Source organism: Mycolicibacterium sp. XJ1819 (assembly GCF_053483675.1).
This window is the reverse complement of sequence record NZ_JBEFST010000006.1, coordinates 36,522-57,986: the sequence shown is the minus strand read 5'-3', so window position 1 is coordinate 57,986 and position 21,465 is coordinate 36,522. Positions and strand designations below refer to the sequence as shown.

Sequence of the window (21,465 nt, the reverse complement as noted above, 5' to 3'; positions counted from 1 at the left end):
CGAGGAGGTTGCCGGCGTGAAGGTTCCGTTCACCTGGAAGGTCACCGGGTGGTTCATGGTGGGCTGGTCGGCGGAGTTTCCGCAGAGCGAGGTCCGGCCGCTGCGGTACTTCGGCGAGGACCTCGTCGCCTACCGCGACGACTCGGGCGAACTGCATGTGCTCTCGGCCCACTGCCGGCACCTGGGCGCTCACATCGGCCACGGCGGCAAGGTCGTCGGCGACTGTGTCGAATGCCCGTTCCACGGGTGGCGCTGGGGTCCGGACGGCACCAACCGCTACATCCCCTATCAGCCCGACCGGCCCAACAAGGCGCTGCGACTGCGGGTCTACCCGGTGGTCGAGCAGTACGGCGCTGTGTTCGTCTGGCACCATCCCGGCGGCGAGGAACCGAAGTGGGAGTTGCCGGACCTGTTCCACAAATTCCCGCAGTTCCCCACCGACGAAGACGCGTATTACCGGCCGTACCCGGAGTTTTCGCGCCGCGCCGAACGCGAGCCGGTGCATCCGCAGATCGTCGCCGAGAACGGTCCCGACAGCGCGCACTTCCACTATGTCCATCGCGCCACGGTCACGCCGGTGTGTCTGAACTGGGAGGCCGTCGACGAGGAGTGGCGGTTCCTCACCGGCTGGCCCGACGTGCGCAGCCACGACCCCAACGAGATGGCCCTCTACATCCACAGCCACTTCTCCGGCCTCGGGTTCGCGATCAGCGCGTTCGAGGGATCGTCGAACCACCGTCTGATCTTCGCCTGCACACCGGTCGAGGACGGCTACTCGGATATGTTCTATTCGATCTGGTGGCCGCGCCTGCCCGGCGACACCTCCGACGTCCCACCCGAGGAGGTTCGGCAGCAGGTCGAACGCCAGTTCCTCGGCACGGTGTGGGACGACCTCGAGATCTGGCGCTACCAGGAGTACATCGAGAACCCGGCGCTGTCGAAGGTGGACGCCAAACCGTATATGGCCCTGCGCAAGTGGGCGCAGCAGTTCTACGACGTGCCCGCGACGGTATGACCGGGGCCGACGACGACATCCGCGAGTTCGCCAGGGTCACACCGACGGTGGCGACACCGCAGCTGGCGCGGTTCATGACCGCGATGCGCAGGCTGCAGGACATCGTCGTGGCCACCGACCCCGACGACGGCGTGCGGGACGACTCCGCCGCGCTGCTCGAAAAGGTCTGCGCGCGTCTGGAGGAGCACAGGGCGCCCGCAGGCGTCGCACCGGCGGGCCGCGCCCTGAACCTTCCGGGCCACGGACATCCCCTCGCGCCACCGTGGGAGGTGACCGAGTCCGGCCCCGATGCGGTGACGATGCGGGGCCACTTCACCCGATTCCACGTCGGTGGCAACGGTGCGGTGCACGGCGGGGTGATACCGCTGTTCTATTGACTTTCACTTCGGCATGGTCGTGTCCGCCGCGGGGCGACCCGACAGCCGCACCGCCTACCTTCACGTCGACTACCGCAAGGTCACCCCCACCGACGAACCGCTTCTCGCGCGGGCGTGGATCGACTCCGTCGACGGGCGCAAACTGTTCATCAGGGCGGTGATGACCGACGCCGACGGCAACGTACTATCCGAGGCCAATGGTCTGATGATCAAACTGCTCCCGCACCAGCCCTGAGAGGCAAGATGTCCGAACCGCCAACTCAGTTCACCGTCCCGGGTGCCGCCGACACCGTGGTGGCCGCCATCGGCGACCGGGATTTCGTCGTCCAGGGCGACCGGCGCTACTCGTACGCCACGGTCGTCGCGCGCTCCAACCGGCTGGCGGCCTACCTGCACGGCCGCGGTCTGGGCTGCCACACCGAACGCGCTGACCTGGCCGGCCACGAGGTGGGCCAGGACCTACTGGGCATCTACGCCTACAACGGCCCCGAGTACATCGAGGCGATGCTCGGTTCCTGGCGGGCCCGCGTCGCGCCGTTCAACGTCAACTACCGCTACGTCAAGAACGAACTGGCCTACCTGCTCGCCGATTCCGGCGCCACCGCACTGATCTACCACGCGGCGTTCGCCCAACAGGTCAACGAGGTGCTGCCGGATCTGCCGCGGTTGCGGGTGCTGATCCAGATCGCCGACGATTCGGGCAACGACCTCGTGCACGGCGCGGTCGACTACGAGCCCATCGTGTCGACGGGCCCAGCCGACCCGCCGCCGGTGCAGCCGTCACCCGACGACCTCTACGTGCTCTACACCGGCGGCACCACGGGCATGCCCAAGGGCGTGCTGTGGCGTCAGCACGACATCTTCATGACGTCGTTCGGCGGCAGGAACATGGCCACCGGCGAACTCGCCACCTCCTACGAGCAGATCGGGCAGCGGGTCACCGAGAACCCCGGCACCAAGATCCTGACCCTGCCGCCACTGATGCACGGCGCCGCGCAGTGGAGCGTGATGACCGCGATGACCACCGGGCAGACCGTGGTGTTCTCCGCGACACCGAACCGACTCGACGCCGACGAGGTGGTGCGCACGATCGAGCGCGAGAAGGTGCTGGCGGTGCAGGTGGTCGGCGACGCGATGGCGCGCCCGATCGCCGACGCCATCGAAAGCGGTTCAGCCGACCTGTCTTCGCTCGCCGTGGTGGCCAACGGTGGAGCGCTGCTCACCCCCACCGCCAAACAACGGCTGATCGACGTCAAACCGGGCCTGATCGTCATGGACGGGGTGGGCTCGTCGGAAACCGGGATCCAGATGAACCACATGTCGGCCCCCGGTGCGGTGTCGACGGGCACGTTCAACGCCGGACCGGACACGTTCGTGGCCGCCGAAGACCTCACCGCGATCCTGGCGCCCGGCCACGACGGCATCGGCTGGCTGGCCCAGCGGGGCTACGTGCCGTTGGGCTATAAGGGCGACGCCGACAAGACCGCCAAGACGTTTCCGGTCATCGACGGCATGCGGTACGCGATTCCCGGCGACCGCGCACGTCACCTCGCCGACGGCTCCATCGAACTGCTCGGACGCGACTCGGTGACCATCAACTCCGGCGGCGAGAAGATCTTCGTCGAAGAGGTCGAGACCGCGCTGCTGTCGCATCCCGCCGTGGCCGACGTGGTGGTGTCCGGCCGGCCCAGCGAGCGCTGGGGACAGGAGGTCGTCGCGGTGGTGGCCCTCGTCGACGGCGCCGAGGTCGACACTGCGGAGCTCATCGACCACGCCGCGAAGTCGATCGCCCGCTACAAACTGCCCAAGGCCGTCGTGTTCCGGCCGAACATCGTGCGCAGCCCGGCGGGCAAGGCCGACTACCGGTGGGCGCGCGAGCAGGCGATCAGCGAGGCCTGAGCCCGTCGCTCAGACCGGTTGCCCGCCATCCGCAGACCGAGCGCGGTGGTCGCGCGGACTGGCGGGGCGGCGCGGCCGGTGATCGTGAACGGCAGATCCGTGCCGACGACCGTGCGGTGGTGGCTGACCGCGTCGAGGCCGGCCTTGCCGTGGTAGGCGCCCATCCCGTTGCGGCCGACGCCGCCGAACGGTGCACTGGACGGAATCATCTGAGCGGCAAAGTCATTGCGTGCCACTCCGCAGCTGCGGGTGGTGCGCACGAAGCGGCGCAAGTCGTCGTCGGGCCCGAACCGGTAGGCGACCAGCGGCAGGGGTGCCGGACGAGCGCATCGCGTTGCCCCGTACTCATCGTCAGCGGACCAGGATAGTCTACTGTAAGATTTACAGTACTACTCGCAGGAACGACCGAACGGCTGGAGAAACCGGTGGAAAGTCCCGTTCAGGGCGTCGCCTCCGAAGAGGCCTTCGACCTCCTTCGCGACCCGTATCCGATGTTCGCGCAGAAACGGCGCGAGGGCGGCGTGTTCCAGGGCAGCGTCATGGACTGGTCCACGGCGCCGCAGGCGATGCCGGAAAACATGTACGCCGCGGTGTCGTTCGATGCGGTCAACAGGGTGTTCCGGGATGGGCGGGCCTTCAATTCCCAGATCTACGACTCGACCATCGGGCTGTTCATCGGCCCGTCGATCCTGGCGATGGAGGGCAAACAGCACTGGGACCATCGCAACCTGGTCTCCGCGGCGTTCAAGTCGAGGTCGCTTCAGCGCTGGGAGCCAGAGATCGTCCGGCCGGTGGTCAACGCGCTGGTCGACGAGTTCGTCGAGGACGGCCACGGCGATCTGGTGCGCGACTTCACCCTCGAGTTCCCGACCCGCGTCATCTCCAGGCTGTTGGGCCTGCCAGAAGAGGATCTGCCGTGGTTCCGCAAGCGCGCGGTGGAATTGATCAGCTACCACATCAACTACAAGCGCGCGTTCGAGGCCTCCGACGCGCTGAAGGACTACTTCCTCGAGCAGATCGAACTTCGCCGATCACAGCCGACCGAAGACATCATCGGCGACCTGGTCACCTCGGAGATCAACGGCGAGAAGCTCACTGACGAGGCCATCTACTCCTTCCTGCGACTGCTGCTGCCCGCCGGGCTGGAAACCACCTACCGGTCGTCGGGCAACCTGCTGTTCTTGTTGCTGACCCACCCCGACCAGTTTCAGGCCCTGCAGAACGACCGGGAACTCCTCGCACCGGCCATCGAGGAGGGGCTGCGGTTCGAGACGCCGCTGACCACCGTGCAGCGCTCCGCGACCGAGGCCACCGAACTGGCCGGCGTCGCGATTCCCAAGGGCGCGGTGATCGACGTGTGCATCGGATCGGCGAACCGCGACGAGCGGCGCTGGGAGCGCTCCGGGGACTTCGACATCCACCGTAAACGAGTGCCACACATCTCCTTTGCCGCCGGTGAGCACACCTGTATGGGTCTGCATCTGGCCCGCATGGAGACGCGGGTGGCGCTCGAGTGCCTGCTGGACAGGCTCGGCAACATCACGCTCGTCACCGACGAGAACCCGCACATCTACGGTCAGCCTTTCCGCTCTCCGACTGCCCTGCCCGTGACGTTCGAGCCCGTCGAGAGCCACGACAAGAAGGGGTGAAATTGCCCAAGGTGATGGCGGGCGTTCGCGTTCTCGAAGTCGCGCAGTTCACGTTCGTACCCGCGGCGGGGGCCATCCTCGCCGACTGGGGCGCAGACGTCATCAAGGTCGAGCACCCGGTGCGCGGCTACACCCGGCACGCACTCGCCCCCGAGGCGTTGGGTAGGGCGTTGACGCAAGGTATTCCGGCGTTCGGTGACTCGATCGGCGGGATGAACATCGCGGGCGGATCTCCGCGGCGCTGTTTCATCGCGAACGCACCGGCGATCTCCGAGACCACGCCGACTAGGCTACTGTAAGAGTTACAGTTAGGATGGATTTTTCGTCCGATCACCCACCGGCCAGGGAGGAACTGTCGTGGTGAACGACGTCGCCATCATCGGAGTCGGTCTGCATCCGTTCGGTCGCTTCGAGGGTAAGACCGCGATGGAGATGGGCGTCGACGCCATTTTCGCCGCGGTCGCCGACGCGGGGGTCGGATGGAATGACGTCGGGTTCGCCACCGGCGGCAGTTGGACGGTCGCCAATCCGGACGCCATCGTGGGCATGGTCGGGCTGTCGGGCATCCCGTTCACCAACGTGTTCAACGCCTGCGCGACGGCGGCCAGCGCCGCCAAGGCCTGCGCCGACGGAATCCGACTGGGCGACTACGACATCGGCATCGCGGTGGGCCTGGACAAACATCCCCGTGGCGCGTTCACCGAGGACCCGGCACTGGTGGGGATGCCCGCCTGGTACGCGGAGAACGGCCAGTACCTCACCACCCAGTTCTTCGGGATGAAGGCCAACAAGTACCTGCACGACCACGGCATCTCCCAGCAGACGCTGGCGAAGGTGGCCGCCAAGAACTTCCGCAACGGCGCCCTGAATCCGAACGCTTTCCGGCGCAAGCCGATGTCGGAGGAGCAGATCCTCAACTCGGCGATGCTGAACTACCCGCTCACCCAGTACATGTTCTGCGCACCCGACGAGGGCGCCGCCGCGGTGGTCATGTGTCGTGCGGATCTCGCCCACCGCTACACCTCCAAACCGGTGTACCTGCGGGCGGTGGAGGTTCGCACGCGCCGCTACGGCGCCTACGAGGTGAACACGACATTCGCCCCGGTCGAGGAGGACGTGGCACCCACGGTGTACGCGGCACGCGCCGCGTTCGAAAAGGCCGGTGTGGCACCACAAGACGTCGACGTGATCCAGTTGCAGGACACCGACGCCGGCGCGGAGATCATCCACATGGCCGAGTGCGGGTTCTGCGCCGACGGCGAACAGGAGAAGCTGCTGGCCGACGGCGCAACCGAGATCGGTGGCGCCTTGCCGGTCAACACCGACGGCGGGCTGATCGCCAACGGTGAACCGATCGGGGCGTCGGGACTGCGTCAGATCCACGAGTTGGTGCGCCAGTTGCGCGGCGAGGCCGGCGACCGGCAGGTCCCCGGCGAACCGAAGGTCGGCTTCGCTCAGCTCTACGGCGCGCCGGGCACCGCCGCGGCCACGATCCTGACAACCTGAGCCCGCTCCCCTTTTACCGCCTATTCCCCGCGAGCAGACGCAAAGTCAGGCGTTACACGGCGTGTCGCGCCACCTTTGCGTCTGCTCGCCGGAGAAAGCCGACGGCTACTTGCGCATTCCGCCGTTCACCGTGAGATCGTCGCCGGTGACAAATGAGGACGCGTCGCTGGCGAGGTACAGTACCGGGCCGACGATCTCGTCGACGTCGGCGATCCGCTTCTGCGCAGTCAAACCCGCCAGCATCGCCAGCACCCCCGGCTGGTGTTCCTCCACAGCGGTGATCATCTCGGTCGCGAAGGGCCCGGGGCTGAGAATGTTGACCCGAACCTTCCACGCCGCCCATTCGTTGGACATCGCCACCGTCAAATGCCGAAGCGCCGCCTTGGACGCGCCGTAGGCCACCGAGATCGGCGTGCACGCATAGGCTTCCATCGTCCCGATGTTGACGATGCTGCCGCCGCCTCCGTCGCGCATGACCGGCGCCACGCACTGGCTCATCCGCAGGGCACCCTCGAGGTTGACGTTGAAGATGTCGCGCCAGAGGTCCAATGACACCGTGCCGACACTCCGCGGCTCTGGGTTGATACCCGCGTTGTTCACCAAAACGTCGATCCGGCCGAAGGTGTCGACCACCTCGTCGACGAACGCCGGCACCGCGTCCCAGTCACCGACATGGCAGGCCAGTCCCCGGACGGCCCCGCCGGTCGCACCGCTGATCTCCTGCGCGGCCTGATCACATTGCCCCTGGTTTCGGCTCGTCACCACCACCGACGCGCCCATGCGCGAAAGACCCTCGGCGATGGCGCGTCCCAGCCGTCGTGTCGATCCGGTGACGACCGCGACGCGGCCGGTCAGGTCGAAAAGTTCACGGGGATCACGCACGCTGCACAACCTCTGCCGAAGATTCCGGCCACTGGTAGGCGCCGAAAACCTGCGGCACCACCACACCCGGCGGCGCCGCCAGCACGTATGGGATGGCCCGCACGGCCGTCATCGCCACGGCGAGTTGGCCACCCGCGACGCCGTCGAGTTCGGTGGGATCGTTTTCGATGGTCAGTTCCACCCGCACCGGCGGAGCGCCGTCGACGAGAACGCGCACGAGGAACTGCCCGTCCAGGTCGATGTTCCAGCCGGGGATGTCGTCGCTGACGGTCCAGTACTCCTCGGCGGCCAGGACCGGATCGCCGTCCCGGTAGGCGGTCCAGGACAGAATCTGACCGACAACCGAACCCGCCGCAATCGTGGCGCAGGAGACCTCGACGTCGTAGGGCAAGGTGGCAGTCTGGATCTCGCGGCGGATCTCGTCGACGCGCAGCCCGAGCACATCGGCCGTCGCGGCCAACGACTGTTCGTATTGAACCGAAATGGCGCGGAACATCGCCGAGTCGACCGAGATCTCCTCGGGGGGCTTACCCATGCCCATCAGGTCGACCAGCATCTCGCGCGCCGACACTGCCCGGCAGTCGACGAATTCCTGCACGGTGATCTTGTCGACGCGCTGCGACAACGCGGTGACCGATGCCGCCAACCGCTCGAACATGAAGCCGGGGTGCTCCCCCGCCGCGTGAAATCGCGTGCCCGCCTCGGCGCAGGCGCGACGCACCCGTTCGTCGGCGTCGGCACCGAACGTCGGCAGATGGTTGTACGACGTGGTGGTGATGACGTTCTTGCCCGATGCGAGCAGCGCCACGATGTCGTCGGTGTTGGTGTTGTCGGGAAAGGCCTTGCTCGCGGCGTGCAGCACGACGTCGGCGTCGGTCGCCAGGATCGTCGACGCATCGTTGGTCGCCAGCACGCCCGTCGGTCCCCGCCCGACGAGTTCGCCCGCGTCCACGCCGACTTTCGACGCCGAGTACACGTAGAGCCCCGCCAGTTCGAGATCGGGGCGGTCGATGATCTCCTGCAATTGCGCCATCCCGACCGAACCGGTGGCCCACTGGATCACCCGGATCGTCATGACAGCGCCGGTGATTCGACCAGTCCTTCGACCGTGCCGTGCAGCACGATGCCCGAGGCGTCCGGCAGCACCCGTCGCGCCACCAGGAACTCGCTGCCCATCCATCCGTGCCGGATGTACCTGCCGAAGCGCATGCGGGTACCCGGCGCACCGGACGCCGCGGGAATCATCTTGATCTTCTCCAGCGCCTGCTTGACCCCCAGGCCGGTCAGCGGTCTGGCGCCGGCCAGCGCCAACATCATCAGCCTACCGACGTCATAGCAGTACACCGGAAAGAAGTATTCGGGCCGTCGGCCGTGCCGGGCCTCGAAGCGGTCCAGGAACTGTTGTCCTGTCTGGTTGCGTTCGTCGTACTGGTCCAGCCCGGTCCAACCAGCCAGTTGCTCACGCCACCACGCGTTGGTCGAGGCGAACTCGAACGCGGTGGTGGTGTAGCGCGGCGGCGTCCAACCGACCTCCTGCAGCGCGTCGTTCATCCCGGGGATGCCGAGACCGAACCCGACGTGGATCAGGCCGTCGGGATTGTCGGCGGCCAACGCCGCCATGGCCGTTCGCTTCTCGGTCTGCACCTGCGGGATCGGGACCTCCTTGGTGATGGTCAGCCCCGCTTCCGCGCACGCCACCCTGGTGGTCCGCAGGTACTCGGCACCGATCAGCGAATCCTCGAAGGCGATGCCCACCGTGCGGCAGCCGTCGAGTGCCGCGACCGTCGCCATGATGATCGGTTCTTCCTCCATCGAACCGTTGGGCAGCCCGAAAACCCATTCGCCCAGCATGGTTTCGGTGGCCGCCATCGTGATGCACGGAACCTCGGCGAGGTCGTCCACGTAACGGCCCAGGACCGCGCCGTTCTCGGAGACCCATGGGCCGAAGATCACCTGCGCATCTTCCTCGACCAACTCGAAGAACGCGTTGCGAACGGCGCGAAACGAACCCTTGGGCAGGCCCTGCACGGCGCGGACGACGAATTCGACCGGACGCTCCAGGATGCCCTGCTCGAGGAACTCGTCGGCCACCAGTTGCAACACCGGCAGGATGTTCTCGTCGTAACCGCCCTCCTCGTCCAAGTAGTCGAAGAGCAGCCCGATCCGAGCCGGTGTCACGTCACTTGCTGAACCCATGGACATCTCCTACGAATCCGGGCACGTCGGCGAGGTCGAGAACTCCCGGTGGTGCGTTTCGCACCACCGGGATGGCGTGTACCGCGTGCATGGCTGTTGCCAGACAACCCATCTCAGTGTGGTCTTCGCCTCGCGTTCCCAACACGAGGTTGCATCGGAGGGTAGGCGCCCCGCCGAACTCGATCTCGTACCCCTCGGCACCGGTCCACTCGGGCGCCACCTCGGGGCTCATCCACGTGACGTGCTCGACGACGATCGCGAAGTCGCCGCAGTCGGCACGCACCCCCAGCTTCATCGCGCCGACCGTGCCCGACCCGATGGTGCCCGCCGCAACGTGGAGGTCTTCGTCGGTGACAGCTGTCTCACGAAATGATTTACTGCTCACCACATTCGCGCCGAGCGCCTTGGCGATGACCGACGCCGTTCCCAGAAACGCCCCGCCTGCGCGGGCCGGATCGCTCAGGAACGGGACCTGCGAATCCGGGGGCAGACCGTAGCCCATCACGTCGACGAGCATGTCTCGACTGGGATACCCGGCATAGGACAGCAGTTCGCGCACCACGATCTCGTCGCACCGATACGACAGTCGAGACAACACGGGTGCGAACACCTCGCCCCAGAAGCCGGGAAACAAGCCCACACCGAGAAACGAACTGCCGCCGGTTCTACATGCCGCATCGATCGTGCGCCCCCGTGCCGCGTCGACCGCGTAGGTGTCGACGAACGAGCTACCGGTGGCGATGACGTCGGCGCCGGAGGCCAACAGCTCGACGACATCGGCAAGGCATTCGTCTGGGTGCTTCTCGGCGTTGCCCATGTAGAGCACCACATCTGCGCCCGCGGCCAGCACGTCGTCCCTGCTGTCGGTCGCCGCCACGCCGGTGGGCTGCCCGCCGACGAGTTCGCCGGCGTCCCTGCCCACCTTCGCCGGCTCGTAGACTCGCACACCGACCAGTTCGAGGTCGTCGGCGTCGATGACCGCCCGCAGCGCAAGGCTTCCCGTCGCTCCGGTGGCCCACTGCACCACCTTGGTGGGCGTCATGCGTCGGCCGACGCCCACGAGAGCTGGAGGTCGGGCACGAAGCGCAGCGGCGGACGGTAGCGCACCTCGTACCCGGGACTCAGCGTGTACTCGGGAATGCGTCGATGCCATTCCCGCAGGGCGATGCGAAGTTCGCGACGTGCGAGGTGCGACCCCAGGCAGCGGTGCGGGCCGCCGCCGAATGCTAGGTGGCGGTTGCCGCGACGGTCGAAGTCGACCTGCAGCGGGTTGGGGAACACCGCGGGGTCGACGTTGGCCGCACTGAGGTTGACGAGCACGTGATGACCCGCTGCCAACATGTGCTCGCCGAATTGGCGTTGCTCCCTGGCCCAGCGCACGACCCACGGCACCGGGGTTTCCCACCGCAGGAGCTCTTCTACCGCTCGCGCAATGACGTCCGGGTCGGCGGCGATCTGCCTTCTGTTCTCCGGATTCTGGGCCAGGTGAGCCCAGAAACAGGTCAGGGTGTCGGTCACCGTGTCGAGACCGGCGGTGAGCAGCACGAAACAGATCGAGAGCATGTCGTCGCGCGACAGCGGCTCGCCGTCGCAGTCGGAGCGGGTCAGTTCGGTGAGCAGGTCGTCGCGCGGTTCGGCGGTCCGCTCGTCGAGCACGGCGTCGAAATACTGGTAGACCCGTTGCGCTGTGCGGCGCTGGATCTCGAGTTTCTCGTCCAGCGTCGAGTCGTCGGTGCCCGGGTGCAGCAGGCCGTCGCGCATCTGCACCAGGGTGTCGAGTTCTTCCCACGGCAGGCCCATCAGGCCCAGAAACACCGAGGAGGGGAACAGTTCGGCGAACTCGGTGGTGAAATTGCACGATCCGCGTTCGATGAAGGTGTCGATGAACATGTTGACGCGCTCGGCGATGTCGGCTTCCTGGGCGTCCATCTTTCGCGGCGAGAACATCGGGTCGAGCAGCCTGCGGTACTTGGCGTGATCGGGCGGGTCGATCCCGAGGGGGATCAGCGGTCTGGTGTTGCCCTGCTCGACCAAATCGGCCGAGGAGAAGATCTCCGGAGCGCCCAGCGTGGCGTTGACCAGATCGCGGTTGTTGACCATGACATGGCCCCCCATGGCGACCACACCCTGCTGCGCCAGCGCGTGATTGGTCGGCTGCGGGGTCGTCGCCTCGAGGTCCGGCGTTCGACCCTCGCTGACGAACTGGAATTTCTCGACGGGTGCGTCCGCGCGCGGAGTCGTCGTCTGGCTCACCGGTTTCCCTTCGGATATATCTACGGGTATTCGAACATGTTAGGTTGGAAATATCTATATCTTTCGCGAATGAAGTCGGAGTTCCTGTGACCGCAGCCCACCGCGGAACTGTCACGGGTGAGAAGCCCGAACAGATTGCGGCCGAACTGCGTTCGCGGATCATCAGCGGCGAGTTGTCCAACGGCACTGCGTTGGGGCGCGAACCCGACCTCGTGGCGCAGTTCAAGGTATCTCGTCCCTCGCTGCGCGAGGGGCTGCGGATTCTGGAGACTGAAGGGCTGATCGAGGTGGTGCGCGGCGTTCACGGCGGCGTGTTCGTGCGCGCACCCGACCAACGAATGACCGCGCGAACCGCCGCGATGCTGCTGCGCTCACAGAACGTCTCGTTGGCCGACGTCTTCGAGGCGCGCTACCTGCTCGAACCTCCTGCGGCACGAGCCATCGCGGCCCGCAGACGCGGGCGTCGGGCCGCCATCGCCCAACTGCAGTCGCTCGTCGACCGGGAACGGGAGTTGATCGACGACCACGACGCATTCGGCCTGGCGAATCACGCATTTCACGAAACGCTCGTGGCGCTGGCCGGCAACAAGACACTGATCGTCGTCGCGGGAACGCTCAACGAGATCCTCGCCAACGCGCTGATCGCCGTCAGCCGCGCCGACGAGAATCTCACCGCCGTGGCCACCCGCCGCCGGGATCTACGCTCGCAGCTGCGCCTGCTCGAGCTGCTCAGCGCCGCCGACGCCGACGGCGCCGAGAAACACTGGCGGGCACACATGGACCATCTGTCGCGCAAGATGCTGCGGGCCTGCGACACGACCATGGTCGACCTCATGCGATAGGACGGTGGCCGCGACATGTCACGGCGGGGGATGATGTAGGCGACTGCGCGGATCGCATCGACTTTTCGGAAGGGGCTGGTATGCCGACCATCACCACTGGCGACGGCGTGGAGATCTTCGTCAGGGACTGGGGTTCGGGCCAACCCGTCGTGTTCAGTCACGGCTGGCCACTGTCGGCCGACGACTGGGACACCCAGATGTTGTTCTTCGTGGAGCGGGGCTATCGCGTCATCGCCCATGACCGCCGCGGGCACGGCAGATCGACACAGGTCGGATACGGCCACGACATGGATCACTACGCCGACGACCTGGCCGCGGTGGTCGAGCAACTGGACCTGCGCGATGCGGTGCATGTCGGGCACTCCACGGGCGGCGGAGAGGTGGTGCGCTATCTGGCCCGCCACGGCCAGGGCCGGGCCGCCAAGGCCGTGCTGATCAGCGCGGTGCCGCCGCTGATGGTCAAGACCGACGCCAATCCCGGCGGCCAGCCCAAGGAGGTCTTCGATGACTTTCAGGCCCAGCTGGCGGCCAATCGGTCGGAGTTCTACCGGGCGGTGGCATCGGGCCCGTTCTACGGCTACAACCGGCCCGGTGTCGAACCGTCCGAGGCGGTCATCCAAAACTGGTGGCGCCAAGGCATGATGGGCGCCGCCAAGGCGCATTACGACGGCATCGTCGCGTTCTCACAGACCGATTTCACCGAAGATCTCCAGGCGATCAGCATTCCGGTGCTGGTCATGCATGGTGACGACGATCAGGTCGTGCCCTACGACAACGCCGGACCGCGGTCGGCGGCGTTACTATCCGACGGCAGCCTCAAGACGTATCCCGGCTATCCGCACGGGATGCCGACGACGCACGCCGACACCATCAACGCCGACCTGCTCGAGTTCATCCGGTCCTAACCGGCGGCGCGCTCAGGGCAGCATCCGGCTGCCCACGCGTCCGTCGTTCTCGACGTGGAACCGCGCGGCCTCCCGGATCGCATCCGCGGTCGGCCTGGGCTGCCATCCCAGCTCGCGGGTGGCCTTGCTGTGGTCGGCCGGCGCCATGATGTGCAGCAGCCGAACACCGTTGATGTTCATCGGCATATCGCGTCGCAGCACCCGGCTTGCCGCCGACAGCATCCCGCCGAATGCGTAGAGCACCGCCAGCGGCACTCCGATGCGAGGCGGCTTGGCCCCGACCGCGCCTGCGGCGGTCTCGAACATCTCCCGCATGGACATGTAGGACTCGGACACGATGTAACGCTCACCGACCCGGCCACGCTCGCCGGCCAGCAGGAAGGCCTCCGCCACGTCCTCGACGCCGACGACCTCGGTGAACACCCCGTTGACGTATACCGGGATCTTGCCCAGCGCAGCGTATTTCACCATCATGCCCTGCGACGGCTGCCAGTCGCGCGAACCGTACGGATTGGACACACACAAAGCGACGGCGGGAAGTCCGCGCTCGCGCGCGTAGCGCAGCACCATGTCTTCGGCCGCGCGACGCGACTCGATGTAGGGCCCGCCCTTGCCGTTCCAATCGAACGGCATGTCCTCGTTGACCGGTGTGCGGCCGTCACCGAGCGCGATGGTTCCGATGGTGCTGCAGAACACGAACCGGTCCAGGTCGGCGTCGACGGCGATGTCGAGCACCCGGCGCAGGCCGGTGACGTTGGTCTCGAACAGCGGGGCGGGATCGCGTAGATAGAACCGGGTGTCGACGATGCAGTAGAAGACCAGGTCGCGATCCGACATCGCCGCCCGCAACGCGTCTTCGTCGGAGAGATCGCCGTAGCACCGCGCGACGTCGAGGTCGTCGATCCCCGTGGTGCGGCTGGACTTGCGCAGGTACACCCGCACGTCGTCGCCGCGTTCGACGAGCTTGCGCACGACGTGCGAGCCGACGAAGCCGCTGGCGCCCAACACCAGGGATCTGCGCCGAGGGCGCGCGGACGGATTGCTCATGTTCTCCTTCGGACGAGCGTGCGTGAACTTCGAAGATCTCGCGGCGCGTCGGCCTCAGACACGCACGCTCGGGGCAGGTTTGTGCCCGCTCGCGACAGGTTGTTGTTTGCCGAGACCAAGGACGTACTGCGCGATCATGTTCCGGAACACCTCGAGCGTGCCACCGTAGATGCCGACCAGGGGCGCAAACCGGTAAACGTACTCGGCCGCACCGTCGTCGGCGGCGCCGTCGGCGCCCGCAGACAGCGATGAAGCGGTGCCGAGCAGGTCCATCAGGTCGGGCGAGATATCGCGCATGGTCTGCGCGAGCGCCACCCTGCCGAAGATGCTCGGTGCGCTCAGCGAGGCCTCCATCCGGGCGATGCTGCGACCCAGCCGGTAGGCCACGGCGCCGTCGTCGATCAACCGGCGGCCGGACCGATCCCGCTCGGCCACCTTGGCGGCCGCGGTGTCCGCGGCGGTTGCCATGAAACTGGCCTGGTGCATCATGATCGCGACGTCCTGCAGGCCGTCGGGCGCCGCGGCGACCGCACCGTGCTCGACGTTGAGCGGTTCGCGCACCACCGTCCAGCCGTCGTTCACGTCGCCGAGACGGTACTTGTCGTCGACGCGCACATCGGTGTAGTAGACGATGTTGGTACGGTCCCCGTCGACGGTTCGGATGCCCTGGATCTCGATGCCGGGCGTGTCGAGCGGAACCAGGAACATGGTCAGGCTCTTGTGCTTCGGGGCGCCTGGATCGGTGTTGGTGATCAGAAAGACATACTGGCAGTTGTGGGCGCCGGTGGTGAACATCTTCGAGCCGTTGATGACCCAGCTGTCACCGTCGCGCACCGCACGGGTCTTACAGGTCGCGACGTCGGAGCCACCTTCGGGCTCGGTGTAGCCCAGACAGAGCCGGACATGCCCGCTGAAGACGCCCGGCATCACCTCGGCCCGCAACTCGGGCGAACCGAATTTCTGCACCGAGCGGGCGATCATCGACGTGGTGCCCCACGTCACCCACGGCACATGGGCGCGCCTTTTCTCCAGCTCCCAGATCCGCCGTCGCACCCGGCTGAATCCGCCCTCGGACTCGGGTTTCCACTCGCGCTCGAGGTAACCGCCCGCGCCGAGCGCCAAATGCACGCCTTCGTCGAAGTTGTCGCCGGTCTCGCGGTCGCGACGCAGGACGTCCTCGGTGACCAGCTCACGCAGCAGCGCGCGCGACTGCTCCTGAAAGGCCCGATCGTCGTCGGACAGTTCGACCCGTGAGAAGTCCACTAGCTGGCCTCGCTTTCGCGCGCCGCCACGATCTCGGCGATGTACTTGGCCGTGACGCCCGGATCGCCACCCGCCAGCGACCAACCGCGGGCGCGCACCAGATACGCCGTCGCGGCCGCCTCCGCCGAAACCCCGAGACCGCCCTGGACGTGCACGGCCATCGTGGCGGCCTTCGACGCCTCCTCGGCCATGAAGACGAACGCCGAGGGCGCCAGTTCCGGGCGCTCGTCGGGTTCGTTGTCCAGAAACCATGCCGCGCGGCGGGCAAGGTTCCGCCCACCCGCAACGGTGATCGCGATGTTGGCCAACGGGTGCGAGATGGCCTGCAGCGTCGCGATCGGCACGCCGAGTGTGTAGCGCGTCTTGGCGAACTCCGCGGCGATGGTCATCGTCTCCTCCACCAGGCCGACCAACGCGGCGGACTGCAGCAGTCGCCATTCATCAAGCGCGCGTTGGTATTCCGATAGCGCCCCCGGGCCGGCACCGAGCACTGTGCGGCTGTCCGCGGCAGCCGGGTCGACCCACGCCATCGGAAGCCTGCCGATGTTGTCGACCTTGGCCGGACGCGTCGCGAACGTCAAGCGCACCACCTCGTCGCCGTCGCGCACGACGATATGGTCGGCGACCGACCCGGTGGGGATCAGGCGCACCCCGGAGACGTTGTCGAGTCGCGGGTCCAGCGCGGCGATCTGCTTGCCGCTGACGACGTCCGGATCCACCTCGCCCAGCCTGCCGAGCAGCCGGGCCGCTACCACCTGGTCCACCCAGGGCACCGGGGCCAGTGACCGGCCGACCTCCTCGGCGACCAGCGTCAAGTCGACGAGCGTGGCCCCGTCACCGCCGCTGGTCTCGGGCACCGCCATGCTGGTGGCGCCCGTGGCGCACAGCCGCTCCCACAGGCTCTTGTCGAACCCGGTGGCCTCGGCCGCGCGCACGGTCTCGATGGGACAGTGGGTCTTGAAGAAGTCCCGGTATGCGTCACGAACGGCTTCGTGATCCTCGGTCAGGCTGTAGTCCAGCCGCCGCAGCTCGTAGCGATCCATTCGTCAACTCTCCTGTCCGAAGAAGAATTCGTTTGCATTGTTGTAGAGGTAGTTCTGGAGAACCTCGGCGGGCAGATCGAGGGCCTGCGCTTCGGGCACGACGCGGCGCATCTTGAGCACCGGCCAGTCCGAGGCATAGATCACCTTGTCCGGCCCGCGGGTGCGCATGTAGTGCAACAGACTGTCCGGCAGGCGTTTCGGCGACCACGCCGACGTCATCAGCCGCAGGTTTTCGTACTTGATCAGCAGCCGGATCGCGATGTCCCACCACGGGTCCGCCCCGTGGATCATGCACAGTTTGAGCTCGGGGAAACGCACACAGACGCGGTCGAGGTGAATGGGGTTCTGCACCTCGCCGGGGATCGGCGGGCCCGGGATTCCGGTGTTCACGCACAGCGGCAGACCCAGTTCTGCGCACTTGGTGTAGAGCGGGTAATACACGGCATCGCTTGGCGGGTACTGGCCGTCGCCCCAGAAGCTCGGCCCCACCGCGGCGTACGCCACGGGAAGGTCGCCGACCACCGCGGTCAGCTCACGCAACGACGGCATCGGCCGCAACAGGTTGACGCCGCCGACCGCCAGCGCGAACCGATCCGGCCTGGCTTCGACGAACTTGCGTGCCGTTGTCGACGGTTTGGCGATGCTGTCCATCAGGATCGCCTTGGCGACACCCTGCTCGTCCATCTCGTCGAGTAATTCGGACCGTTCGACCGGCGCGAACATCGACTGCGGACCCTTGAAGTAGTCGTCGCGCACCTTCTGCATCCATGTCGGCTGCTGCTCGGTTTCGCCGAAATGCACGTTGACCAGACAGTCGATGGCCTTGATCGTCATGCGTTCACCCGTTGCGCGGCGGCGGCTTTGGCCCAGCGATAGTCCGGCTTTCCGTTCCCGAGGCGCCGGACTTCGTCGACGACGAGGAATGCCTTGGGCGCCTTGAACCTGGCCAGCTGCGATGTGCACGCGGCGTGCAGCACCTCCTGGGTGGGCGGCTCGCCGGGTTGCAGGGCGACCAATGCGACGAGCTCCTCACCCCACCGCTCGCTGGGCCGCCCGACCACCAGCGCGTCGGACACCGCCGGATGTGCGCGCAGCACCTCTTCGACCTCCTCGACGAACACCTTTTCTCCTCCGGTGTTGACCACCAACGAGTCTCGCCCGAACAACCGCAGCGTGCCGTCGGACGCCAACGATCCGCGGTCGCCGGAGATGACCACCCGCTGCCCGTCGACGACGGGGAAGGTCTTGCGGGTCGCCGCCTCGTCGTCGAAGTAGCCCAGCGGAATCCGCCCGGCGCGCGCGACGAAGCCGACTTCGGTTTCGCCGGGCCGCAGAAACCGGGTGTAGTCCTCGGACAGCACCAGCGCGCCCTCCCGCAACTCGAAGGTGTCCTTCTCCGCGCCGCGCTGACTTCGGCCGAAGCCCACGTTGCCGGTTTCGGATGAACCGTATCCGTTGATCAGGGTGATCTGCGGCAGGAGATCCAGCAGCGCGCGTTGGTGTTTGACATTGGTCGCCGCTCCCCCGGTGCCGATCGCGAACAGCGACGACAGGTCGTAGGACCCGCTGCGCAGCTCGTCGACCAGCGGCCCGGCATAGGCGTCGCCGACCATCGTCATCAAACCGACCTTCTCACGCTCGGCGGTCTGCAACACCGCGCGAGGGTCGAAGCTGGTCCGTTCATACAGCACCACAGGTAATCCGTTGAGCAGCGCGGCGAACGCGGTCCACATGCCTGCGGCGTGCATCAGCGGCGACACCGCGAACCACGGCTGCCCGCCGTTTCGCACCTTGGCGTGGATTTCGGTCGCGGCCTCGTGGTCGGCGCCGTTCATCGACACGACGTAGGTGTCGCTCTGCCGCCACATCACGCCTTTGGGGCGCCCGGTGGTCCCCCCGGTGCACACCATCATCACGTCATCGGGCGAGGGCGAGATGTCGCGATCGGAGTCCCCCTGCGCGAGCGCGTCTTCGAGGCCGATCGACCCGGACAGTTGCGCGACCGAAGTGTCGTCGTCGACGGCGATCAGCAGGTCCGCGGTTGAGCCGGGCAGCACCTCGGCCAGTTTCGGCCCGAACGAACGGTGGTAGATGACGGCCCGCGGCCGCAGGTAGGCGAGAAGGTCGGCGATCTCCCGCGGCGCGTAGTTGTAATTGACGTTCACCGGGACGGTGCGCGCCTTCAGACATCCGATCACCATGTCGGGGTAGAGATCGTTGTGCATGATCAGCGCGACGCGATCCTGACCGCATTCCCAGTTCTGCAGTTCGGCGCGTTCGCGGTGGGCACCCAGGCCGTGCGACGCAAGGTAGTTCGCGAGCCTGCGGGTCCGGTCGGCCGACTCGGCGAAGGTGCTACGACGGGCGCCGCACACGGTCATCAACCGGTCCGGAACCGCCTCGGCGATCGCGTCGAAGACCGACCCGATGGTCCACTCGCGCATCACTAGGCGCCGGCCGGCACGTTCACGCCCAGCAAGTCCAAGGCGTTGTCCCGCATGACCTTCCGAATCTCCTCGTCGCTGAAGCCTTTGAGTTCCTCGAGGAATGCCACCGGCGTCTCGAGGCCTTCGCCGTGCGGCCAGTCCGAACCGAAGAGGATCTTGTCGATGCCGATGACCTCCGCCAGTTCAGGCAGGTCATCCTCGTAGTAGGGCGCGATCCACACGTGGTTGCGCAACTGCTCGACCGGGTCCTCGGCGAAGTGCCTGGGCTGGTTGTTGGCGGCCTTCTTGAGCCGCTTGACCAGCCGGTGCACAAAGTAGGACCCGTTCTCGATGCTGGCCACCTTCAGTTTGGGATGCCGAGTGAACACCCCGTGCACGATCATCGAGGCCATCGTGTCGTGGATGGCACGGTCGTCGAGCAGCACCTGGTCCAGCGGATCCTTCGCGCCGAACCCCTCGAACGTCGACTTGCCGCCCCACAGCGCGGCGATGGCCAGATATCCGCTGTCGCTGAGGTGGAAGCCCACCGGCACGCCGGCTTCGGCCAACCGCGCCCACACCGGGTCGTGGCTGGGATCGCCCAGCGACCGGGGCTTGATCCGGCCCGGCACCGGCGCGGGGCGCACCAGCACCATCTTGGCGCCGCGGGCCAACACGAATTCGACTTCGTCGACGGCCTTCTCGGGATCGGCCAACGAGATGATCGGCGCGGAGATGATCCGACGATCGGGCCGATCGAAGCCCCAGTCCTCGTCAAGCCAGAGGTTGAACGCGCGCACCGAGGCCATGGTGGCGTCGATGTCGTCCTTGAGCGCTTCCTCCACTCCGCAGGCAAATGTGGGCAGCATGAACACCGTCTCGAGGCCCTGGCGGTTCATCACGTCCACGCGCGCGTCGCGGTTCTGGTACTCGGGATGCTCGGCGAGCCGTTCGACCTGCATCAGCGACGCCGGGTCGACGCCCTCGGGGATCTCGCCGCGGAACAACAGATCCAGACATCCGGGCACGATGATCGGGTCGAAGGTGGGGTTGGGGATGAAGTGGTTGACCCGATCGCCGATGACCGCCAGCGTGCGTTTGCCGTGGGTGACCATCTGCACGCCGCGGCGCTTGAATTCCTTTGGCAGGTGCCGGGTGAAGGCGTCCAGCGGTTCGTAGTAGTGGTTGTCGACGTCGACGGGTCGGTACCCCAGGGTCATCGTTGCTGTCCTTTCAGAGGCTCAGAGGCGGAAAGTTCGGCGGGCGTTTCTCGAAGAAGCTGGTGATGCCTTCGATGAAGTCGGCTCGCTGCATGGACTCGTGCATGAGCTTCTCCGCGACCGCGCTGGCCTCGAACACATCCCGCATAGTGTCTGCGTACACCTGCTGCTTGATCACCGCCAGAGAACTGGGCGCGCAATTGATCGCGATGTCCTCGGCGTAGGCGATCGCCCGCGGCAGCAGGTCGTCGGCGGCCAGCACGTCGTTGACGAGCCCCAGGCGCGCGGCCTCGTCGGCGAGGAAGACCCGGCCCGAGAGCAGCAGGTCGAGTGCGACACCGTGGCCGACCACCCGCGGCAGGATCCACGAGATGCCGTACTCGGCGATCAGCCCGCGCCGCGCAAACGACGTGGTGAATTTCGCGCCCTCGGCCGCGAACCGGACATCGCAGGCCAGCGCCAGGGTCAGTCCCATGCCCGCGCACGCGCCGTTGATGGCGGCGACGACGGGTTTGCGCAAGGTGGCCAGGAAATGCGGATGGCGCTCGCCGACCAGCGCGCTGACATCGGTGTCGGAAGCGGCGTCGACGGTGGTCGCGCTGATCGCGCTCAGGTCGCCCATGTCCGCGCCGGCGCAGAAGGCCCGCCCCGAGCCGGTGACCACGATCGCCCGGACGGCGGGGTCGGCCTCCGCGTCGTCGATCCGGGCATGAAACGCCGTGGCCAGCCCGCCGCCCCAGCCGTTCATGCGCTCGGGTCGGTTCAGGGTCACCACCGCGACGCCGGTGTCGTGGACTTCGTAGCGCACCGGAACATCACGGGTGGACGCAACGGGTTGTGCGACACGGTCGTCAACGCTCACCCGTCAGTCCTCCTCAGGCGGCTCACGCTCGGTGTATGGACATACTGTACACCTATCGGTAGCGCCTTCCGCTGGGATCG

Annotated in this window: 18 protein-coding genes and 3 pseudogenes; 8 read left to right on the top strand and 13 right to left on the bottom strand. The window is 66.8% G+C overall.

The window, feature by feature from the left end; translation table 11 throughout:
* Positions 1-16: 16 nt before the first annotated feature.
* The 3 genes and pseudogenes from ABQE89_RS07950 to ABQE89_RS07940 all read left to right on the top strand — a co-directional run bounded on the left by ABQE89_RS07950 (position 17) and on the right by ABQE89_RS07940 (position 3,291).
* Positions 17-1,015: an aromatic ring-hydroxylating oxygenase subunit alpha gene (locus ABQE89_RS07950; RefSeq protein ID WP_448415759.1), complete on the top strand. Its 999-nt coding sequence runs from the start codon at positions 17-19 to the stop codon at positions 1,013-1,015.
* A pseudogene (locus tag ABQE89_RS07945) lies at positions 1,012-1,627 on the top strand (PaaI family thioesterase). Before ABQE89_RS07950 ends, ABQE89_RS07945 begins: the two are co-directional and overlap by 4 nt.
* A gap of 8 nt (positions 1,628-1,635) precedes the next feature.
* The gene (locus ABQE89_RS07940; protein WP_448415758.1) at positions 1,636-3,291 is read left to right on the top strand and encodes a medium-chain acyl-CoA ligase Mig; all 1,656 of its coding nucleotides are present in this window, start codon (positions 1,636-1,638) and stop codon (positions 3,289-3,291) included.
* Here ABQE89_RS07940 and ABQE89_RS07935 read toward each other — a convergent pair.
* Positions 3,252-3,668: pseudogene (locus ABQE89_RS07935) on the bottom strand (coniferyl aldehyde dehydrogenase); the annotation flags it as partial. The gene ABQE89_RS07940 and the pseudogene ABQE89_RS07935 overlap by 40 nt on opposite strands.
* Before the next feature lie 48 nt (positions 3,669-3,716).
* On the opposite strand from ABQE89_RS07935, the gene ABQE89_RS07930 reads away from it, so the two are divergent.
* From ABQE89_RS07930 to ABQE89_RS07920, 3 genes and pseudogenes are all read left to right on the top strand, one after another.
* On the top strand, positions 3,717-4,940 hold the full coding sequence (locus tag ABQE89_RS07930; RefSeq protein WP_448415757.1) for a cytochrome P450: 1,224 nt from the start codon (positions 3,717-3,719) through the stop codon (positions 4,938-4,940).
* 14 nt (positions 4,941-4,954) lie between these two features.
* A pseudogene (locus ABQE89_RS07925) lies at positions 4,955-5,077 on the top strand (CoA transferase); the annotation flags it as partial.
* Positions 5,078-5,300: 223 nt separating this feature from the next.
* Positions 5,301-6,446, top strand: coding sequence for a thiolase family protein (locus ABQE89_RS07920; protein ID WP_448415933.1), 1,146 nt, complete (start codon positions 5,301-5,303; stop codon positions 6,444-6,446).
* Between the two features lie 105 nt (positions 6,447-6,551).
* Here ABQE89_RS07920 and ABQE89_RS07915 read toward each other — a convergent pair whose 3' ends face one another.
* The 5 genes from ABQE89_RS07915 to ABQE89_RS07895 are packed head-to-tail and all read right to left on the bottom strand — an operon-like array spanning position 6,552 to position 11,777.
* The gene (locus ABQE89_RS07915) at positions 6,552-7,328 is read right to left on the bottom strand and encodes an SDR family NAD(P)-dependent oxidoreductase (protein ID WP_448415756.1); all 777 of its coding nucleotides are present in this window, start codon (positions 7,326-7,328) and stop codon (positions 6,552-6,554) included.
* Entirely contained in the window at positions 7,321-8,403 is a 1,083-nt protein-coding gene (locus tag ABQE89_RS07910) for an NAD(P)H-dependent amine dehydrogenase family protein (RefSeq protein WP_448415755.1), read from the bottom strand. Before ABQE89_RS07910 ends, ABQE89_RS07915 begins: the two co-directional genes overlap by 8 nt.
* A complete protein-coding gene (locus ABQE89_RS07905) occupies positions 8,400-9,524 on the bottom strand; it encodes an ABC transporter substrate-binding protein (protein WP_448415754.1) in 1,125 nt (374 codons plus the stop codon). Before ABQE89_RS07905 ends, ABQE89_RS07910 begins: the two co-directional genes overlap by 4 nt.
* Positions 9,508-10,566: an NAD(P)H-dependent amine dehydrogenase family protein gene (locus ABQE89_RS07900; protein ID WP_448415753.1), complete on the bottom strand. Its 1,059-nt coding sequence runs from the start codon at positions 10,564-10,566 to the stop codon at positions 9,508-9,510. The genes ABQE89_RS07905 and ABQE89_RS07900 overlap by 17 nt, the downstream gene beginning before the upstream one ends.
* Positions 10,563-11,777 (bottom strand): cytochrome P450, encoded by a 1,215-nt coding sequence (locus ABQE89_RS07895; RefSeq protein ID WP_448415752.1) that lies wholly within the window; start codon positions 11,775-11,777, stop codon positions 10,563-10,565. The genes ABQE89_RS07900 and ABQE89_RS07895 overlap by 4 nt, the downstream gene beginning before the upstream one ends.
* A gap of 86 nt (positions 11,778-11,863) precedes the next feature.
* On the opposite strand from ABQE89_RS07895, the gene ABQE89_RS07890 reads away from it, so the two are divergent.
* Complete coding sequence (locus tag ABQE89_RS07890) at positions 11,864-12,619, top strand: FadR/GntR family transcriptional regulator (RefSeq protein ID WP_448415751.1); 756 nt, start codon at positions 11,864-11,866, stop codon at positions 12,617-12,619.
* 80 nt (positions 12,620-12,699) lie between these two features.
* Positions 12,700-13,524, top strand: coding sequence for an alpha/beta fold hydrolase (locus ABQE89_RS07885; protein ID WP_448415750.1), 825 nt, complete (start codon positions 12,700-12,702; stop codon positions 13,522-13,524).
* Between the two features lie 12 nt (positions 13,525-13,536).
* Here ABQE89_RS07885 and ABQE89_RS07880 read toward each other — a convergent pair whose 3' ends face one another.
* Genes ABQE89_RS07880 through ABQE89_RS07850 form a run of 7 tightly spaced genes read right to left on the bottom strand, consistent with a single transcriptional unit; the run spans position 13,537 to position 21,385 of the window.
* Entirely contained in the window at positions 13,537-14,571 is a 1,035-nt protein-coding gene (locus tag ABQE89_RS07880; RefSeq protein ID WP_448415749.1) for an NAD-dependent epimerase/dehydratase family protein, read from the bottom strand.
* 54 nt (positions 14,572-14,625) lie between these two features.
* A complete protein-coding gene (locus tag ABQE89_RS07875; protein WP_448415748.1) occupies positions 14,626-15,834 on the bottom strand; it encodes an acyl-CoA dehydrogenase family protein in 1,209 nt (402 codons plus the stop codon).
* A complete protein-coding gene (locus ABQE89_RS07870; RefSeq protein ID WP_448415747.1) occupies positions 15,834-16,877 on the bottom strand; it encodes an acyl-CoA dehydrogenase family protein in 1,044 nt (347 codons plus the stop codon). The genes ABQE89_RS07875 and ABQE89_RS07870 overlap by 1 nt, the downstream gene beginning before the upstream one ends.
* 3 nt (positions 16,878-16,880) lie before the next feature.
* On the bottom strand, positions 16,881-17,705 hold the full coding sequence (locus tag ABQE89_RS07865) for an amidohydrolase family protein (RefSeq protein WP_448415932.1): 825 nt from the start codon (positions 17,703-17,705) through the stop codon (positions 16,881-16,883).
* A 2-nt stretch (positions 17,706-17,707) separates the two neighbouring features.
* Positions 17,708-19,321, bottom strand: coding sequence for an acyl-CoA synthetase (locus ABQE89_RS07860; protein ID WP_448415746.1), 1,614 nt, complete (start codon positions 19,319-19,321; stop codon positions 17,708-17,710).
* Between the two features lie 2 nt (positions 19,322-19,323).
* Entirely contained in the window at positions 19,324-20,523 is a 1,200-nt protein-coding gene (locus tag ABQE89_RS07855) for an amidohydrolase family protein (RefSeq protein WP_448415745.1), read from the bottom strand.
* A 13-nt stretch (positions 20,524-20,536) separates the two neighbouring features.
* Positions 20,537-21,385, bottom strand: a complete 849-nt coding sequence (locus ABQE89_RS07850) for an enoyl-CoA hydratase (RefSeq protein WP_448415744.1) — start codon at positions 21,383-21,385, stop codon at positions 20,537-20,539.
* Positions 21,386-21,465 lie beyond the last annotated feature (80 nt).

Bases quoted from the DNA above. Each gene is read 5' to 3' on its own strand.
- ABQE89_RS07940 (WP_448415758.1), top strand. From the start codon at position 1,636: ATGTCCGAACCGCCAACTCAGTTCACCGTCCCGGGTGCCGCCGACACC.
- ABQE89_RS07910 (WP_448415755.1), bottom strand. From the start codon at position 8,403: ATGACGATCCGGGTGATCCAGTGGGCCACCGGTTCGGTCGGGATGGCG.
- ABQE89_RS07905 (WP_448415754.1), bottom strand. From the start codon at position 9,524: ATGGGTTCAGCAAGTGACGTGACACCGGCTCGGATCGGGCTGCTCTTC.
- ABQE89_RS07900 (WP_448415753.1), bottom strand. From the start codon at position 10,566: ATGACGCCCACCAAGGTGGTGCAGTGGGCCACCGGAGCGACGGGAAGC.
- ABQE89_RS07885 (WP_448415750.1), top strand. From the start codon at position 12,700: ATGCCGACCATCACCACTGGCGACGGCGTGGAGATCTTCGTCAGGGAC.
- ABQE89_RS07880 (WP_448415749.1), bottom strand. From the start codon at position 14,571: ATGAGCAATCCGTCCGCGCGCCCTCGGCGCAGATCCCTGGTGTTGGGC.
- ABQE89_RS07870 (WP_448415747.1), bottom strand. From the start codon at position 16,877: ATGGATCGCTACGAGCTGCGGCGGCTGGACTACAGCCTGACCGAGGAT.
- ABQE89_RS07860 (WP_448415746.1), bottom strand. From the start codon at position 19,321: ATGCGCGAGTGGACCATCGGGTCGGTCTTCGACGCGATCGCCGAGGCG.
- ABQE89_RS07855 (WP_448415745.1), bottom strand. From the start codon at position 20,523: ATGACCCTGGGGTACCGACCCGTCGACGTCGACAACCACTACTACGAA.